Here is a 359-nt window from a genome sequence, read left to right as displayed (position 1 = left end):
CTTGGATGATGCGTGTGACCGCAAATCCGGAGGAGCCGCATCAGAATTCAGGATTCCCTCGAATGCGCCCTTGCCGCAAGCAAACAGGTAACTGGTGTCCCGGTCCCGACAAGCGGCAGGCGTACAGTCTGGATGGGGCAGATGATGCGTGACGACGACCGTTGTGCCGTCGAAGGGCGTCGCCAGCTGATGCTCGATGAACGCGCGGGTCAGCGTGTGAAAGTCCAGCATGTCTTGCGGCGTCAGCCACGCGTCGCTGTCGAGCCAGATCTTCGAAAAATCCTCCAGCTGGCTCGATGCTTCCTGCATCCGCCACGGGAAGTCCGCCTCGTCCTTAATGTCCATCATGAAGTCGGTCC

At 59.9% G+C, this 359-nt stretch carries 1 pseudogene; it reads right to left on the bottom strand.

The features are described 5' to 3' along the window. Nucleotides 1–359, bottom strand: a pseudogene (locus EN850_RS36695) (metallophosphoesterase); the annotation flags it as partial.

It is taken from the genome of Mesorhizobium sp. M8A.F.Ca.ET.207.01.1.1, assembly GCF_004794715.1.
GTDB lineage: Bacteria > Pseudomonadota > Alphaproteobacteria > Rhizobiales > Rhizobiaceae > Mesorhizobium.
The sequence above is the reverse complement of the archived record's forward strand: the minus strand, read 5'-3'. Positions and strand labels throughout refer to the sequence as shown.